The 15,206-nt window shown below is 67.6% G+C and carries 16 protein-coding genes; all 16 read right to left on the bottom strand.

The window, feature by feature from the left end:
- Window positions 1-35: 35 nt before the first annotated feature.
- Entirely contained in the window at window positions 36-1,541 is a 1,506-nt protein-coding gene (locus CSC78_RS07490) for a hybrid sensor histidine kinase/response regulator (RefSeq protein WP_162337286.1), read from the bottom strand.
- A 3-nt stretch (window positions 1,542-1,544) separates the two neighbouring features.
- Window positions 1,545-1,985: a response regulator gene (locus CSC78_RS07485; protein ID WP_162337285.1), complete on the bottom strand. Its 441-nt coding sequence runs from the start codon at window positions 1,983-1,985 to the stop codon at window positions 1,545-1,547.
- On the bottom strand, window positions 1,982-3,784 hold the full coding sequence (locus tag CSC78_RS07480) for a sensor histidine kinase (RefSeq protein ID WP_162337284.1): 1,803 nt from the start codon (window positions 3,782-3,784) through the stop codon (window positions 1,982-1,984). The genes CSC78_RS07485 and CSC78_RS07480 overlap by 4 nt, the downstream gene beginning before the upstream one ends.
- Before the next feature lie 104 nt (window positions 3,785-3,888).
- Window positions 3,889-5,028 (bottom strand): GGDEF domain-containing protein, encoded by a 1,140-nt coding sequence (locus CSC78_RS07475; protein WP_162337283.1) that lies wholly within the window; start codon window positions 5,026-5,028, stop codon window positions 3,889-3,891.
- 181 nt (window positions 5,029-5,209) lie between these two features.
- Window positions 5,210-6,268 (bottom strand): S-methyl-5-thioribose-1-phosphate isomerase, encoded by a 1,059-nt coding sequence (gene mtnA / locus CSC78_RS07470; protein ID WP_162337282.1) that lies wholly within the window; start codon window positions 6,266-6,268, stop codon window positions 5,210-5,212.
- Between the two features lie 49 nt (window positions 6,269-6,317).
- A complete protein-coding gene (locus CSC78_RS07465) occupies window positions 6,318-7,073 on the bottom strand; it encodes a DUF3011 domain-containing protein (RefSeq protein ID WP_162337281.1) in 756 nt (251 codons plus the stop codon).
- Window positions 7,074-7,182: 109 nt separating this feature from the next.
- Window positions 7,183-8,202 (bottom strand): EF-P lysine aminoacylase EpmA, encoded by a 1,020-nt coding sequence (epmA, locus tag CSC78_RS07460; RefSeq protein ID WP_162337280.1) that lies wholly within the window; start codon window positions 8,200-8,202, stop codon window positions 7,183-7,185.
- Window positions 8,199-10,550: an NAD-dependent DNA ligase LigA gene (gene ligA, locus CSC78_RS07455; RefSeq protein WP_162337279.1), complete on the bottom strand. Its 2,352-nt coding sequence runs from the start codon at window positions 10,548-10,550 to the stop codon at window positions 8,199-8,201. The genes epmA and ligA overlap by 4 nt, the downstream gene beginning before the upstream one ends.
- Window positions 10,551-11,014: 464 nt before the next feature.
- Window positions 11,015-11,557, bottom strand: coding sequence for a hypothetical protein (locus tag CSC78_RS07450; protein WP_162337278.1), 543 nt, complete (start codon window positions 11,555-11,557; stop codon window positions 11,015-11,017).
- A 23-nt stretch (window positions 11,558-11,580) separates the two neighbouring features.
- Window positions 11,581-11,940, bottom strand: a complete 360-nt coding sequence (locus tag CSC78_RS07445) for a GFA family protein (protein WP_202924139.1) — start codon at window positions 11,938-11,940, stop codon at window positions 11,581-11,583.
- Window positions 11,937-12,281: a low molecular weight protein tyrosine phosphatase family protein gene (locus CSC78_RS07440; protein ID WP_162337277.1), complete on the bottom strand. Its 345-nt coding sequence runs from the start codon at window positions 12,279-12,281 to the stop codon at window positions 11,937-11,939. Before CSC78_RS07440 ends, CSC78_RS07445 begins: the two co-directional genes overlap by 4 nt.
- A 100-nt stretch (window positions 12,282-12,381) precedes the next feature.
- A complete protein-coding gene (locus CSC78_RS07435) occupies window positions 12,382-12,768 on the bottom strand; it encodes a type II toxin-antitoxin system PemK/MazF family toxin (RefSeq protein WP_202924138.1) in 387 nt (128 codons plus the stop codon).
- 37 nt (window positions 12,769-12,805) lie between these two features.
- Window positions 12,806-13,153: a DUF2200 domain-containing protein gene (locus CSC78_RS07430; RefSeq protein WP_162337276.1), complete on the bottom strand. Its 348-nt coding sequence runs from the start codon at window positions 13,151-13,153 to the stop codon at window positions 12,806-12,808.
- A gap of 109 nt (window positions 13,154-13,262) precedes the next feature.
- Entirely contained in the window at window positions 13,263-13,862 is a 600-nt protein-coding gene (locus CSC78_RS07425) for a hypothetical protein (RefSeq protein ID WP_162337275.1), read from the bottom strand.
- 104 nt (window positions 13,863-13,966) lie between these two features.
- On the bottom strand, window positions 13,967-14,401 hold the full coding sequence (locus CSC78_RS07420; protein WP_162337274.1) for a T6SS immunity protein Tdi1 domain-containing protein: 435 nt from the start codon (window positions 14,399-14,401) through the stop codon (window positions 13,967-13,969).
- 40 nt (window positions 14,402-14,441) lie between these two features.
- Window positions 14,442-15,176, bottom strand: a complete 735-nt coding sequence (gene zipA, locus CSC78_RS07415; RefSeq protein ID WP_162337273.1) for a cell division protein ZipA — start codon at window positions 15,174-15,176, stop codon at window positions 14,442-14,444.
- Between the last annotated feature and the right edge of the window lie 30 nt (window positions 15,177-15,206).

The following is a 15,206-nucleotide window of genomic DNA, read 5'->3' as shown; positions in this document are numbered from 1 at the left end:
TCGAGCACCGGCGCGCCAGCGATCCCCCCGGGTCGTCAGGCGCGCAATCCCAGCGCGTGTTCGATCGCGCCGAACAGCGCCTGGACCTGCACCGGCTTGGCCACCGTCGCGCACTCGCGACCATCGGGCGGCCTGCCCGGCTCCTGCAAGCGGACCACCGGACCGTCGAAACCCGCCTCCTGCAGCACGGCCAGCACGTCCGCCGCCGACAGCAACAGGATGTCGTCATCGATGATCGCCAGCGCGGGCATGCCGTCGCGGGCGATCTGCTGCAACGCGTTCGCGCCGTCGGGCGCCATGACGGGATCGTAGCCCTGCGCCGCCAGGGCGTTGCCGAGCAGCGACAGGCGCGTGGCATCGCCATCGACCAGCAGGATCCGGCGTCCCGCGCCGTCGGCGAACGCGGCGTCTTCGATGCCCGTCCATTCCTCGGCCTTGGGCGCGGGCAGGTGCAGTTCGAACGACGTGCCTTTCCCCAGCGTGCTGCTGACCTCGATGCGTCCCTTCACCGACTCGACGATGCGCTTGCACGACATCAGGCCCAGGCCGGTGCCACTGCTCTTGGTGGTGAAGAACGGCGTGAACAGCTGCTGGCGCGTGGCTTCGTCCATGCCGCTGCCTTCGTCGGTCACGCGCACCACCACATAGGGCTGGCCATCGGCCGCCACCGTCGTGCTTGCCGACAGCGTCAGTTGCCCGCCGCGCTCGGCCATCGCCTGGATGCCGTTGAGGCACAGGTTGATCAGGCACTGCTGGAACTCGGTGTAGTTGCCCTCGATCAGCAGGTCCTCGGGCGGCAGTTCGACCGTCAGGCGCACCTGCCGCGACAGGCTGCCCTGCAGCAGCAACTGCACGGCGCTGAACAGCGCGGCCACGCTGATGGTTTCGCTGGCCTTGCGCGAGCCGCGCACGAACGACAGCATCGAATCGGCCATCTCGTGGCCACGCTTGCCGCTTTCGGAAATCACCGCGCCCAGGCGCAGGATCTTCGGATCCTCGCTGTAGGTGGACAGCAGGTCGGGCACGATCAGCAGCGGCTGCAGGATGTTGCGCAAGTCGTGGCTCAGGCCCGCGGCCAGCATCGCCAGACAGTCGAGCCGCTGCGACCGCATCAGTTCGCGTTCGGCGTGCTCGCGCTCGCGCTCGGTGCGCGCCTCGCGGATCGCGCGCGCCACCGCTGCCGGCAGACGTGCCGGCGAATGCTTCAGCACGTAGTCGCTGGCGCCTTCCTGCAGCGCCTTGACCGCGGCCTCTTCGCCGATGGTGCCGGAGAAGAACACGAACGGCAGGCGCGCGTCGTGGCGGCGCAGGATCTCCAGCGCCTGGTAGCCGGAGAAACCCGGCAGCTCCATGTCCGACAGCACCAGGTCGAACGGCTCGCCGGCCAGCGCGGCGCGCATCTCGTCCGCCCCGTCCACGCGCAGGAACTCCGCGTCCAGGCCCGCTTCCAGCAACTGTTCGATCAGCAGTTCCGCATCGAGCTCGGAATCCTCGACGAGCAGGAGGCGGACGCGGCCCAGCGGGGTTCCGGAATGCGGCACGACTCAGTCCCTGACAGGTGTTTCGTTGATCACGGCCCAGAACGTGCCGAGCGTCTTGACCGCCTGGAAGAACTGGTCGATGTCCACCGGCTTGACCACGTAGGCGTTCACGCCCAGGTCCCAGCTGCGCGCCAGGTCGCTTTCCTCGCGCGAGGACGAGAGGATCACCACCGGCAGGTGCTTGAGCTTCTCGTCGTTGCGGATGTTCTTCAGCACCTCGAGGCCGTCCATGCGCGGCATCTTGATGTCCAGCAGCAATACCGAGGGCATACCGTCCTCGCGGCCGGCGTGTGCGCCGCGGCGGAACAGATAATCCAGTGCCTCCACGCCGTCCTCCACGTGCACGATGGGGTTGGCCAGGTTGGCCTCGCGCAGCGCATCGATCGCCATTTCGGCGTCGGCCAGGCTGTCTTCGGCCAACAGGATGGTGCGGATGTCGCTCATGCGTCTTTCTCTCGGGAGGGCGGTGCATCGAGCGCCGCGGGAAGGGTGAAGAAGAAGGTCGCGCCCTGGTCGGGCGCCGCATCGGCCCAGATGCGGCCGCCGTGGCGGCCCAGCACGCGCCGCACGCTGGCCAGGCCGATGCCGGTGCCGCTGAACTCGCTGGCCTTGTGCAGTCGCTGGAACACACCGAACAGCTTGCCGGCGTAGGCCATGTCGAAGCCGGCGCCGTTGTCGCGCACGCTGAACAGGTGGCTGCCGTCGTCCTGCAGGCGGTGCTCGACCTCGACGACCGAGCGCTCGCGCTGGCTGCTGTACTTCAGCGCGTTGCCGAGCAGGTTGCTCCACACCTGGCGCATCATGTTCTCGTCGGCCAGCACGATGGGCATCGGCGAGATGCGCCACTCCACCCGGTCCGCGCGGCCGTCGCTGGCCTCGTTCGCGTCCAGCATGGCGCGTGCCTCGGCGACCAGCGACTGCATGTCCACCGCCTGCAGGCGCAGGGCGCTGCGGCCAAGGCGCGAGTACACCAGCAGGTCGTCGATCAGCTGCGACATGCGGCGCGCGGAGTCGCCGATCACGCCGATGTAGTGGCGGCTCTTGTCGTCCATGCCCTCGCCCAGATGGCGACCGAGCTTGTCGGAGAAGCCCGCCACATGGCGCAGCGGCGCACGCAGGTCGTGCGAGACCGAATAGCTGAAGGCTTCCAGTTCGCGGTTCACTTCCGACACCTGCTCCACCTTGCCTTCCAGCTGGCGGTTCAGTGCGGCGATCTCCTGCTGCGCGGTCTTCTGCAGCGAGATGTCGCTGACCGTCATCAGCACCGCATGGTCGTCGCTGTCCGGCAGCGGCATGCGGCGCGCGTTGATCAGCACCGTGCGCTGCAGGCCGTCGGCGGTCTCCTGCTGCAACTCGTAGTCCCACAGCTCGCGCCCGCGCGCCAGCACGTCGTCCAGGCGTTGGCGCATCACCTTGTCCTGCCAGGCGAGACCCAGCTCGTCCAGGCTGGTGGCCTTCTCGTCCTTGCGGATCCCGTACAGCTCGGCGAAGGCGCTGTTGTGCATCTGGATGTGCTGCTCGCCATCCAGCAGCACGATCGGCTCGCGCACGGTATCCAGCACCACCAGCGCGCGCTGGCTGGCCTGTGCGGTCTGCTTCTCGGCCGCCAGCCGGCGCCCCACCTGGCGGCCGAGCGCCATCAGCACCAGCGACAGCAGCAGCAGCTGCGCCCCCAGCGCGACCATCCGGATCATCTCCATCCGCCGGCGCTGGTCGGTGGCGTCCTGGCTGCGCTCCTTGAGCAGGGCGCGCTCGTCGTCCAGGATCTCGTTCAGCAGGCCGCGGATCGGGAAGCGGGTGGCCAGCGGCGCCACCACGGCGCCCTTGTAGGCCTCCGGCGCCTCCAGCAACTGGTCGACCACTTCGATCCTGGCATTCACCAGTTCCCGCAGGCGCCCGACGCGCACCAGCTGCTCGGGGTTGTCCACCGTCAACCGCGCCAGTTCCTCGAAGCGCGCCGGCAGCGACTTCCGTCCGGCCACCAGTCGCTCGCGTGCCAGCGGGTGGTCCGCGCCGAGGGCGATCAGCATGGCCGAGCTTTCCATCTCGCGGACATCCAGCGCCAACCCGAGCACGGTGGCCTCCACCTCATGGGTGTGGATGACGACGTCGGCCGCCTCCTGGTTCGCACGCGACAGCCCCTGCAACAGGATCACGGGAACCACCACGATCAGCACGATCACCAACCCCAGCAGGGGCAGGCGCGATTTTTCCCACAGTGTGCGGGTGCGGTCTTGGTTCATGGTCCCCTGGCGTCGAGCGGACGCGTAAGGGCACCGACATGCCCGCGCGAAGTTCGCAACGATGCTATCGCAGGGTCGTCGTATTTGGAATCACAAAAACACGTTCAGGAAAGGCCCGCAAGATGAACGCGATTGCGGCCTTCGTGCTTCGCCTCGTACAGCGCCCGGTCGGCACGCCGCATCTGCTCGCGCAGCGACTCGCCAGGCGCGTGCACGGCGATACCGGCCGAGAGCGTGGCGACGACATCGCCATGCGCCTTGCCGAACTCCCCCCGCACGCGCTCGGCGAAGGCCTGTGCCGTCCCGGCGTCGTCACCGTCCAGCAGCACCGCGAACTCCTCGCCGCCGATGCGCGCCGCGCATCCGTTCGCCCCGACGCGCGCGCGCATGATGCCGCCCAGCCGCTGCAGCACGGCGTCGCCGCCGTCATGGCCATGGTCGTCGTTGATGCGCTTGAAGTAGTCGATGTCCAGCACCACCACCGCCACCGGCCGTCCCGCCGCGATCGCCTGCGCGTGCGCGGCGACGGCGCGCTCGTTCCAGCCATTGCGGTTCAGCAACCCGGTCAGTTCGTCGGTATGCGCCTGCTGCACCAGCCGACGACGCATCTGCCATGCGGACACGGCGAAATCCGTCCGGTAACCCGCCAGCACCAGCCCGAAACCGATGGTCGTCAGCGTATACAGCCAGTACAGCGCGGTGCCCGTGCCCGGCGCGCCGTACAGCGCGATGCGCAGCTGCGCCATCACCACGATCAGCAGCGCCAGCGCGAGCAGCGAAGCCGGCCGCACCATCAGCGCCATCAGCGCGAGCGGCAACAACTGGAACAGGCCGGTACGCAGCGCCAGCTGGCCGGTCGCGCCCGGCAGCGGCATGCTCATGAAGACGCCGGACAGCAGCGTGCCCGCCAGGATCAGCATCAGCCGGTGCTGCCAGTGCACCAGGCGCGCAATGCCGGCGGCGCAGGCCGCGACGCCGACCGAGGCCAGCAGCTGCGCCCACACCGGATAGCCGATCGACGGCGTCACGTCCGCCAGTTCGAAGAGCGCGATGATCGCCAGCAGCACCGCACCGCACAGCAGCACCCCGCTGACGATCGGGCGCGTGGCACGCAGCTGCGCCCGCGCGAGGTCCTCGCGTTCCGCGGCGTCCAGCGCACGGGTCGAACGGCGCGACAGCAACAGGCGCACGCTGTGGCGCAGGCCGGGGACGAAGATCGGAGCGTGGACGGTCTGGGCGCGCATGCGCGATTCCTGGACGGGACCTTCCCCGGAATGCAACCCGCGTGCCATGTCGCCTTCCGCAGCGGCATGGCGCCTGCGACGGCGGCGCCTCAGCGCCGACATGCCACCTGCATGCCCGTCAACGCGCATCCTCGACCCACTGCGTCGGTGTTCGACGGGATACGGGCGAAGGACACGTGCGTCATCCGCCGAAGGCCGCCCGCATGCGTGCTTCGTCGGGCTGCTCGATCACGCCCTTCTCGGTGACGATGGCGTCGATCAGCGACGCCGGGGTGACGTCGAACACGGGGTTCCAGGCCGCCACGCCCTCGGCCACGATGCGGGTGCCGCCGATGCCGAGCAGCTCGGCCGGGTCGCGTTCCTCGATGTGGATCGCCTCGCCGTCCGGCGTGGCCATGTCCACGGTGGACGACGGCGCCACCACCATGAATTTCGCGCCGTGGTGGCGCGCGGCGATGGCCAGCTGGTACGTGCCGATCTTGTTGGCGGTATCGCCGTTGGCGCAGATGCGGTCCGCACCGACGACCACCCACTGCACGGCACCGGTCTTCATCAGGTGCGAGGCGGCGGAGTCGGCGATGAGGGTGGCCGGAATGCCGTCCTGCTGCAGCTCCCACGCGGTCAGGCGCGCGCCCTGCTGCCACGGCCGCGTCTCGCCCGCGTACACCTTGCCGATGCGGCCCTGCGCCACGCCCGCGCGGATCACGCCCAGCGCGGTGCCGAAGCCGGCGGTGGCCAGCGAGCCGGTATTGCAATGGGTCAGCACGCCGCTGCCTTCGCCGATCAACGCCGCGCCGAGCTCGCCCATGTGGCGGTTCGCCGCCAGGTCTTCCTCGGCGATCGCCAGGGCTTCCAGTTCCAGCACGCCACGCCAGTCGCTGCCTGCGGTACGCAACGCGGCGCGCATGCGCGCCAGCGCCCACGCGAGGTTGACCGCCGTCGGCCGTGCATCGTTGAGGCGCTGCAGGGCGGGTTCAAGCTTCTCGAGTGCCTCGGCCGGCGTGGCGGCCAGCACCTCGCGCGAGGCCAGCACCACGCCCCACGCGGCGGCGATGCCGATGGCCGGCGCGCCGCGCACGGCAAGGTCGTGAATGGCGGCGGCGACCTCGTCGCTGGTCGTGCAGGCCAGGTACTCCACCACGAACGGCAGCTTGCGCTGATCCAGCAGCTCCAGGGCGGTGCCGGTCCAGCGGATCGGACGGATGCGGTCGTAGCGGGCGTAATCGATGGTGTCGTTCATGCCCGCATTGTAACGGCCCGCCGTCGGCGGGCCGTTACCCTCATGGAACTCACCAGGTGCGGAACTCGGCCCGGCAGCCCGACGTCACCCACACGCCGCGATTGTCCCGACCCCAGGTGCGGCCCTCGATACAGGCGCTGCTCGACAGCTGGCGGACCAGTTCCACCCGGCGCCCGTCGACCGCGCAGGTACGCGTGCGGCCATTGTCGGATTCGCAGCGGAACGTGCGCCCGCCGTTGCCGTTGTGGCCCCAGCCGCCGCCATTGCCCCACCCGTTGCCATGGCCGCGACCATAGACTTCGAACTCGCCCCGGCAGCCCTGGGTCACCCACAGTCCGCGGCGATCCTGTCCCCAGGTCTGGCCCTCGACGCAGCGCGCGCTCGAAAGCTGGCGGACCAGGCGCACGTCGGCGCGCGCGGGAATGGAGCAGGTGCGGGTACGGCCGTTGTCGGATTCGCAACGGATGCGCTGGCCATTGCCCGACCAGCCGCCGCCGTTGCCCCAGCCACCGCCGCGACCGCTGGTGAATTCGGCACGGCAGCCACGATCCACCCACACACCGTTGCGACCCTGGCCCCAGTTGCGGCCCTCCTCGCAGCGCGTGCTCGACAGCTGGCGCGTCAGCTGCACGCCCCCGCGCGTGTCCATCGGGCATTCGCGGTAGCGGTTGCTCGGCGATTCGCAACGGACGGTCTGTCCGTTGCCGTAATAGCGGTCGTCGTATTGCGGCCCGGCCTTCGCGGCGGCCGTTCCGAGCAGGGCGACGGTTCCGAGCATCAGCGAAGCGATCAGGTGGCGTTCCATGGCAGGCGTCCTCGTGGGTGTTGATTCGCAATCTACGCAGCGAGAATGAACACGACCTCACGAAACCGTTTGCAGTCGCAAGCGCCCGCACGCGATGTTTGGCTGGCTTTCAGGCCCGCACGAAATCGAACGCCAACACGTCGGCGATGCGCGGCGTGTCGAGCATGGCCATCAGCAGCCGGTCGACACCGAGCGCAACGCCCGCACAGGCGGGCATGCCCTGCCCCAGCGCCGCGAGCAGGCCTTCGTCGATCGGCGGCGCCGCATCGCCGCGCGCGTGCCGCACATCGACATCGCGCTCGAACCGCGTGCGCTGTTCCACCGCGTCGGTGAGTTCGTGGTAACCGTTGGCCAGTTCCAGCGGCCCCAGGTACAGCTCGAAACGCTCGGCTACCGGCACGCCATCGCGTTCGATCACGCGTGCCAGCGCCGACTGACTCGCCGGATAGTCGTGCACGACGGTGATGTGGTCGCGCGCAAACGCCGGCTGCAACCGGTGCGTCATCAGCAGGTCCAGCCAGTCGTCGCGGGTCAGTCCTTCGCCATCGATGGCGATGCCGGCTGCCGCGTTGCGCACGGCATCCAACCCGGCCGTCATCGGATCGAAACCGAGCGCCTGCGAATACAGGTCGCGGAAGCGGATGCGCGACACCGTTGCCTCCCGTCCGATCATCGACAGCGCCGCCTGCACCAGCGCCACGGTCTCGTCGATCAGCGGCTCCAGCGTCCAGCCCACGCGGTACCACTCCAGCATGGTGAACTCCGGATTGTGGCGCCCGCCCGCCTCGCCATCGCGGAACACCCGCCCCAGTTCAAAGCAGTCGCCGACGCCCGCCGCGAGCAGGCGCTTCAGCGGGAACTCGGGCGACGTCCGCAGCCAGCGCGTGCGCGGCGCGCCGTCGGTACGACCGGAGAAATCCAGCGAGAAGGAGGCGATGTTCGCGTCGGTGTTGCCTGCGCGCGACAGGATGGGCGTCTCGACTTCCAGCACGTCGCGGGCGAAGAAGAATTCGCGCACCAGCCGGTTAACCCAGGCCCGCAGGCGCAGCGCATCACGGGAACCTGAGGGCGCCCAGGCGAGATCGGCGACCCCATCCGTCCAGGTCGGCCCTGGCCGCCAGAGACTCACGCGCCACTCCCGTGCTGCGCCAGAAACGCGAGCAGTTGCGCCTCATCCCAGATTTCGATGCCCAGTTCCTGTGCTTTCGCCAACTTGGAGCCCGCCGCTTCGCCCGCCACCACCAGGTGCGTCTTCTTCGACACGCTGCCGGCCACCTTGGCGCCGAGGGCTTCGAGTTTCTCGCCGGCCTCGTCGCGGCTCATCGCGGCCAAGCCGCCGGTAAGCACGACGGTCTTGCCATCGAGTGGGCCGGCGGAGACCCCGACGTCGTCCGGCGTGTTCGCCAGCAGTTCGTCGAGCGCCGCACCGCTGCGCGTCAGCAGCTTCGCGTTGGCTTCATCTTCCAGCCACGCGGCGAAGGCGTTCGCCGAATCGCTCGGCAGGCCGGCGGTGACGAAGTTGTGCGCGGGCGCATCGAGCAGCGCGTCAACCGACGGAAACGCCGAGGCCAGCTGTTCCGCGCGCACGCGGGTCACCTTGGGAATCTCCAGGTCGACCAGCAGCGTCGCCAGGTCCAGGCCGGCACGCAGCTTGCCCGAGGGCGCATGCGTGTCGTCGATGACGACACCACGCGCCAGCAGGTCGTCGATGGCCTGCTGGTTGCCGGGCTGGTCGAAGAAATGGCCGAGCGAGCGCGCCACTTCGCCGCCGATGTCGGGCACGCGCTTGAACAGCGGCCACGGCAGGTGGCGGATGCGCTGCAGGTCGCCGAACCAGACGGCCAGTGCCTTGGCCGTGCTCTCGCCGACATGCTGGATACCGAGCGCGAAGAGGAAACGCTCCAGCGTGGTGCGGCGGCTGCGGTCGATGGCCTCGATCAGGTTCTCGGCCCACTTGGTCGCCACCTTGCCGGCCTTGACGGTCTCGGGCGTGGTGCCCTCACGGACGTCAACCTGCCGCTTCATCTCCAGCAGATCCTCCAGCGTCAGCTTGTAGAGGTCGGCGACGGAGGCGAGATACCCCAGGTCCGAGAGGTCTTCGATATAGCGGTCGCCCAGCCCTTCGATGTCCATCGCGCGGCGCGAGGCGAAGTGGCGCAGCGATTCCTTGCGCTGGGCCGGGCAGCTCAGTTCGCCGGAGCAGCGCCACACCGCTTCGCCTTCCTCGCGCACGATCTCGGCGCCGCACACCGGGCAGTGCGTCGGCATCTGCCAAGGCATGGTGCCGTCGGGGCGGCGGTCGAGGATCACGCCGGCCACTTCCGGGATGACGTCGCCGGCGCGCCGCACGATCACGTGGTCGCCCACGCGCACGTCTAGCCGAGCGATCTGGTCGGCGTTGTGCAGCGTGGCGTTGGTGACGATGACGCCGGCCACGTGAACCGGCGTCAGCCGCGCGACCGGGGTGGCGGCGCCGGTGCGGCCGATCTGGATCTCGATGGCCTCGACGGTGGTCGCCTGTTCCTGCGCCGGGAACTTGTGCGCGATCGCCCAGCGCGGGGCGCGAGAAACGAAGCCCATCTCGCGCTGCCCTTCCCCGTCGTCCAGCTTGTAGACCACGCCGTCGATGTCGAACGGCAAGCCATCGCGTGCTTCGCCGATGCGGCGGTAATAGTCGAGCAGGCCCTCGGCGCCTTCCACCACCTCGCTGAGGCTGCTGACCGGGAAGCCCCGGGCGCGCAGCTGCTTCAGCGTGGCCGAGTGCGAATCCGGCAGCTCGCCGCCTTCCACCAGGCCGGTGCCGTAAGCGAAGAACGCCAGCGGCCGCTGCGCGGTGATGCGCGGGTCCAACTGCCGCAACGAACCGGCTGCGCCGTTGCGCGGATTGGCCAGCACCTTGCCGCCATGCAGGCGGGCGTGTTCGTTGTACGTCTCGAAGTCCGCACGCGGCATGTAGACCTCGCCGCGCACTTCCAGCACGGCCGGCCAGTCCTTGCCGCGCAGCTTCAAGGGGATGGCCTTGACGGTGCGCAGGTTGAGGGTGACGTCCTCGCCGGTGGCGCCGTCGCCGCGGGTGGCGCCCTGCACGAAGACGCCATTCTCGTAGCGCAGGCTGATCGCCAGGCCGTCCAGCTTGGGTTCGGCGGAGAACTGCAGCGTGGGTCGCTTCAGTTTCTCGGCGATGCGTCTTACGAAGTCGTGCACTTCCTCGTCGCTGAAGGCATTGCCCAGCGACAGCATGGGAATGGCATGCCGGACCTCGGCGAACTTGCCGGCCGGTGCGTTGCCGACGCGCTGGGTGGGCGAATCGGCGGTGACCAGATCCGGATGGGCGGCCTCCAGTTCATCCAGCTCGCGCAGCAAGCGGTCGTACTCGGCGTCCGGGATGCTGGGCTCGTCCAGCACGTGGTAGCGGTAGTTGGCGTCCTCCAGCTGGCGGCGGAGGTCGGCGATGCGGGCGGCAGGGGTCGGCGTCATGGGGGAATTCTAAGGCTGTCGACTGTGACAGGCGGTGCAACGCTGATCGCCCGGGGGCCGTGGCTGACCTCAAGCGCTCTGCCCACCCGGGCCGGTGGACGGTAGATGGCGCTCGGCGCTCCATGCACAAGGCTCGGAATCCCGGGTGCGAGGCTCGGAATCCCAAGCGCAAGGCTCGGGTGCTCCATCGATGGCACCTTCTGCTCGGTCGATGGGGCTCGTAACGTCATCGATGGCACTTTTTGCTCCACCGATGGGGCTCGGAAAGCCATCGGCGTCGCTGTTTTTGCTCCATCGACGGAGCTTGGAGCGCCATCGACGGAGTTCTCGTGCTCGACCGATGGAGCAAAAAGTGCCATCCCCGGGATTGCCAGCCCGGTCGTTGGGATTCCGAGCCTTGCGCGCGGAGCTTGGAGGGCCATCGATGGAGCTTTTTGCTCCATCTTCGGGTGGCAATGTGAGAGTCAGGCGTGGAACAGGTAGAGCACGTCGTGTTCCATGCCGTGCAGCAGCGCAGCACGGTCTTCGTCGCGGCCCACCCGGCGACGCTCGCGGACCGTCACCTCTTCCTCCTCGACGCCGCCACCGTAGAAGTGCAGCAGCAGGCCAAGTTCGTCGACCTGGGCGGAGACAAGGATGGCATCCACGAACCCGAGCCAGCGGGTCAAGTCATCGTCCGCGCGCCGGCGCTGGACGCCATCCGCGGCCATCGCCTGTTCCCGCTTCTGCGCCACCGCGCGTGCGATCTTGTTTTCGTTCCAGCCCTTGCGCGCCAGCTTGCGGGCCATGTCCCCGTCGTCGTTCCGCGTCCTGCGGTGCGCACCGAGCGGTTCATCGCAATCGCAATGGCCAAGGGTGGTCAGGAAGTACGCGTCGCCCGGTGCGAGCTGCCGCGTCATCGAGGGGCTCGAAAGCCTGAGAAACCGGCGGCCGTAGGTTAGCGCCAACGCGTCCAGTGCCTCATGCGGCGCGGCGGCGGGAAGGACGGCGGTGACGAAGCGGCACATGATCGCAGTCTATCCGCCCGGTGTTACGGCATCCCGGCGCCGACCGTCATCCGCACCGGGATGCCGGCGGGGTCGAAGCCGTCCAGGCAGTAGACGTTGATGCCGTAGTAGTCCGGGGTGACGCGCTTGCGGTGGAACGGGTAGATGCCGCAGAGCTTGCAGAAGTGGTGGTGCGCCGTATGCGTATGGAACTGGTAGTCGGCCAGCGCATCCGCGCCGGCCAGCAGGCGGAAGGCGCTCTCGTGCACCTTCACCATCAGCGCGTTCTTCTTGCGGCAGATCGAGCAGTCACACTGCGTCAGCTCGGGGAAGTCGGTGTCGATCTCGAAACGGATCGCGCCGCAGTGGCAGCTGCCGGTCCAGGTCTGCAGGGGGCGGCTCATGAGGTCACCACGTTGGCGGGAAGAAAACGCGCGACCTTCTGCTTCAGCAGCCTGATGAGCATGGGATCCATGAAGTCATAGTCATCGGGGATATCCAGGCAGATCACCCGCTTGCCGTTGAGGTGGCGCTTGAACTTCGCGGACAGCCGGCTGCGATGCACCTTCTCCATCACAAACACCGTGTCCGCCCATGCCAGCAGTTCGGGCGAAACCGGCACTTCCGCATCGTTGCCCAAGCCGGCCGAGGCCGTCTCCACGCCCGACCATTCGGCGAACACCTGCTCCGCGGTCGGACTGCGCAGACGGTTCTGGGTGCAGATGAAGAGGAGGTTGCGGGGCATGCCGGCAGTGTGCGGGATCGCGAGGCGGTGGGCCAAGGCCCACCCTACGTGGCGCAGCCGACAGGTACGTAGGGCGGGCTCAAGCCCGCCGTCCGCAAGGTCAGCGCTGGAAGGAGGCTTGCAGGAACCGCAATGCGGCCACGATCTGGTCCACACGCGCGCCGTCCAAGCGACCAATGAGATCTCCTAGCCGGTGCTTGTAAAGGGATGACACCTGCGACGCGATCACCACGCTCTGCTTGGCCAACCCACCCTCCCCCGCATCCAGCAGGACGACGCCGGGTTCGGAGACACGATGGAGATTGGAGCTGAGGGCACAGACCACGACCGTGCCGATACGCGATTGATTGAAGACGTCGTCCTGCACCACGACATGCGGATGCGGCACGCCCGGAATCGACCCGCGTGAAGCATCGGCATCCACCCAGAAGATGTCTCCCCGGTGGATGGCACGCGCCGGCACGGCTATGTCGAGCTCTCTGTCCATGACGACATGGTAAAGCGGCGACACCTCCGGTACGACGTCAGCGCAGGATCTTCTCCATCGCCTTCCCCTTCGCCAGTTCGTCCACCAGCTTGTCGAGGTAGCGGATCTTCTGCATCAGCGGATCCTCCACGTCTTCGACGCAGACGCCGCAGACCACGCCCTTGATCAGCGAGGCATGCGGATGGAGCTGCGGAGCTTCGGCGAAGAAGGTCTGGAAATCCTTCTTCGCCTCGATCTGGCGTTCGAGCCCGGTCTGGTCGTAACCGGTCAGCCAGCGGATGACGTCGTCCACCTCGGCCTTCGTCCGCCCCTTGCGCTCGGCCTTCTGTACGTACAGTGGATACACGCTGGCGAACGCGGTGGTGAAGATGCGGTGGCCGGACATCGTCATTCCTCCGAGGACGCGCAATAAAAGGTGAAACGCAATCGTAGGATGGGTGGAGCCGAGGCATACCCATCATGTGCCATCCATATCGCCGGCGATGGGGTACGGCTCACTTGTCGACGACGAAACCAGGATTCCCGAACTGGGTATTGGTGTCGAGCGTCACGTTCATCCTGATGGGATCCGACAGGAGATCGATGCGCGGTTCCTGCAGATAGGGGACACGTTGCGGAATCTCGGACACGCTACCCTCCGGTATCTGGATACGGATCGAAGCGCCCTCCAGCGTTCCACCCAGCATCGTATCGCCCCAGGTGTTCGCGACCTCCGGTATGAGGCTGTACTTGGTCCCGGTCGTAGGCGAAACGATCCATGCGTTCGCACCATAGGCATCGATCTCCTCAGGCGGCGTGTCCAGCCATCCGGTCATGTTGACCAGGTCGTACGCAGGCAGACCGTCAGGCAGCAACACCGCGACCCTGCCATCCCGCTGTGGATGCAGCTCTATCCGGAAAACTCCCGGGTGTATCTCGCGCGTTATTTCGTCGTATTCGGCGATGGCTTTCTGTACTTCGCGCGGGGATCCGTGGTGCACCAGGATCCATCCCTGCGAAGCCGTGAAATCGGGATCCGGCGATGCGCCCCACGCCTTGGGAATGACTGCCGTCATTGCAAGCAGGAGGGCGACCATCGAACCGGTTGCATGCATGCAATATCCCTCTTCAACGTGTCAGTTGGCCTTCTCGGTCAGGCGCCGCTGATGGGTATCGCCTTCGGCTCCACCCATCCTACTCGGTCGAGCCAACCGATACGCTACGTCACCACCAAGCTGATGCTTGCGCCATTGGGCAGTTGATCGATCTGTCGGGCAATGGAGCCGGATGCTGAAACAAGCCCTTCGAGCGTCATCGTGGCGAGATTTTCTCCGCCGTACTCGCCACCCAGCGCACCAGGAATCTTCAGACAGTATTTGAATCCCGGACGGAGCGGCCCCAGCTTCTCGCGCGCTTGCCGCACCAGTTCCGACATGTTCCAGTCGTGCAGAAAATCCCGATCGCGAGAAAGCATGTCGAGCTCCGCTCTGGAGCCCGCGATCATCCTGCAGTACAGGTCTTCCGGACAGAGACGCCGGTAGCGCCCCTCTTTGTCCTTGACGATCAGGTTGCCGAACGGATTGTCACCGACGATGGAATCCGGTTTGAGACCGCTCCATCCCCAAGCCTCATCGATGATGTCGACCAGTTGCATCGCGCTCGACGCTCGCCTTAGCGCAACGGCCTTGGATCAATCACCACCGCGGCGCCTTCGTCAACGGCGGCGCCTCATGCTGCCGGTCGTACGCGCGCAATTCCTCGCGGATGTGCTGGATGCGCTGGCGGCCGAGGGTGTTGCGGCTGTCGTCGAGGACCACGCCGCCCAGCAGTTCGGCCATGCGCTCGACGTTGGGTACCAGCTTCTCCCACGCTTCCAGCGCCGTCATCGGCGCCGGCAGCGTCAGGAAGAACGCGATGGCCGGGGTTTCCAGCGTGCGGATGTTGGCCATGTCGAAACTGCCCGGCTGCATGATGTTGGCCATGCTGAAGACCGGGCCGCGTTCCGGATGCCCTTCCACCAGCCGGTGGAAGACATTCATGTGGCCGAAGGTCAGGCCAGTCTTCTCGGCCGCGACGACGATGTCTTCGCCGCGCAGCATCTGTCCCGCCTTGGCCGCGACATACAGCGAGACGATCTTGTCGAAGTCCTGGTTGGGCCGCTTGCCCAGGTCGCTCTCCACGCCCGCGACCGGCGTGCCGCCCGCCAGGCCCAGTTCGGGCTGGCTGACGCGCTCGTCGTTGTAGTCCTGCACCTGCTCGCTGGCGTCGTCGCCCGACAGGCTGGGTTCGACGCGCGCGTTGTCGCGCTCGGTGGTCTCGATGCGGCGGCCCTGGCTGGGCTTCTTGGGACGGCCGAACAGGAAGATCGCCGCCAGCAGCAGGACGCCGGCGACGAGGATTCCGATTCGCAGGATGGCCATGTCGGACACAGGGAATTCTCCGGCAAGGTGGAATGTAAG

It is taken from the genome of Pseudoxanthomonas japonensis, assembly GCF_010093445.1.
Taxonomy (GTDB): Bacteria; Pseudomonadota; Gammaproteobacteria; order Xanthomonadales; family Xanthomonadaceae; genus Pseudoxanthomonas_A; species Pseudoxanthomonas_A japonensis.
Note: the sequence above shows the minus strand (reverse complement) of the source record. Positions and strands in the feature narration are given on the sequence as shown.